The sequence below is a fragment of the Acinetobacter sp. UBA6526 genome (genome assembly GCF_002434875.1).
GTDB classification, from domain to species: Bacteria; Pseudomonadota; Gammaproteobacteria; order Pseudomonadales; family Moraxellaceae; genus Acinetobacter; species Acinetobacter venetianus.
In genome coordinates, this window is record NZ_DJLC01000136.1 from 5,481 (window position 1) to 6,324 (window position 844).

Annotated in this window: 2 pseudogenes; both read right to left on the bottom strand. The window is 41.5% G+C overall.

Features of this window, described 5'->3' with window-relative positions:
* A pseudogene (locus B4237_RS09115) lies at positions 1–741 on the bottom strand (hypothetical protein); the annotation flags it as partial.
* A gap of 12 nt (positions 742–753) precedes the next feature.
* Positions 754–844, bottom strand: a pseudogene (locus B4237_RS09120) (ATP-binding protein); the annotation flags it as partial.

The following is an 844-nucleotide window of genomic DNA, read 5'->3' on the forward strand; positions in this document are numbered from 1 at the left end:
CATCGAACCACCCACATCAAACAACATCAAAATTTTGATACGGTTACGACGTTCAGGCACGAGCTGTACATCTAAGATGCCTTGTTTAGCAGTTTCACGAATCGTACCGTCTACATCTAACTCTTCTGCTGCGCCCTGACGTGCAAATTTACGCAAACGACGCAATGCAATTTGCATCTGACGTGTACCTAACACTTGATCATCATCAAGATTTTGGTATTTACGTTGTTCCCATACTTTTACAGCTGAACGTTTACGACCCGGCCCACCAATTCGCACACCTTCTGGATGATCACCAAAAGCACCAAAAGGTGATGTTCCACCTGTACCAATCATGCGATTGCCACCCTGATGTTTTTTATGTTGTTCGCGTAACCGCTCTTCCAACATTTTCATCAGTTCTTCAAGTGAACCCGCTTTTTGTAGTTCGGCGCGTTGCTCAGGTGTTAGATGCTTTTCGAGTAATTCAAGATCAAACCAGTCTTTTGGTAACTTATGGACTTGTTTCAGCAATTCGTCTAAATCAAAAGTATCAATGCCATCAAAGTAATCTTTCATAGCACGGTCAAACTTATCAAAGAAGCGTTCATCTTTGACTAAAACTGTTTTAGCCAATTGATAGAATTCTTCCTGATCAGCAAATACAAGACCTGAAGCAACTGCCTGATTGAGATCAATGAGCTCCCGAGTTGTTACAGGTACACCATATTTACGTAAGGTGTAAAACAATCTCACAAACATTGGCAAACACTCTTAACGGCGTGACATAAATGCTAAACGTTCAAGCAACTGTACATCTTGTTCATTTTTAATCAGCGCACCGTATAGTGGTGGAATCGCCTTT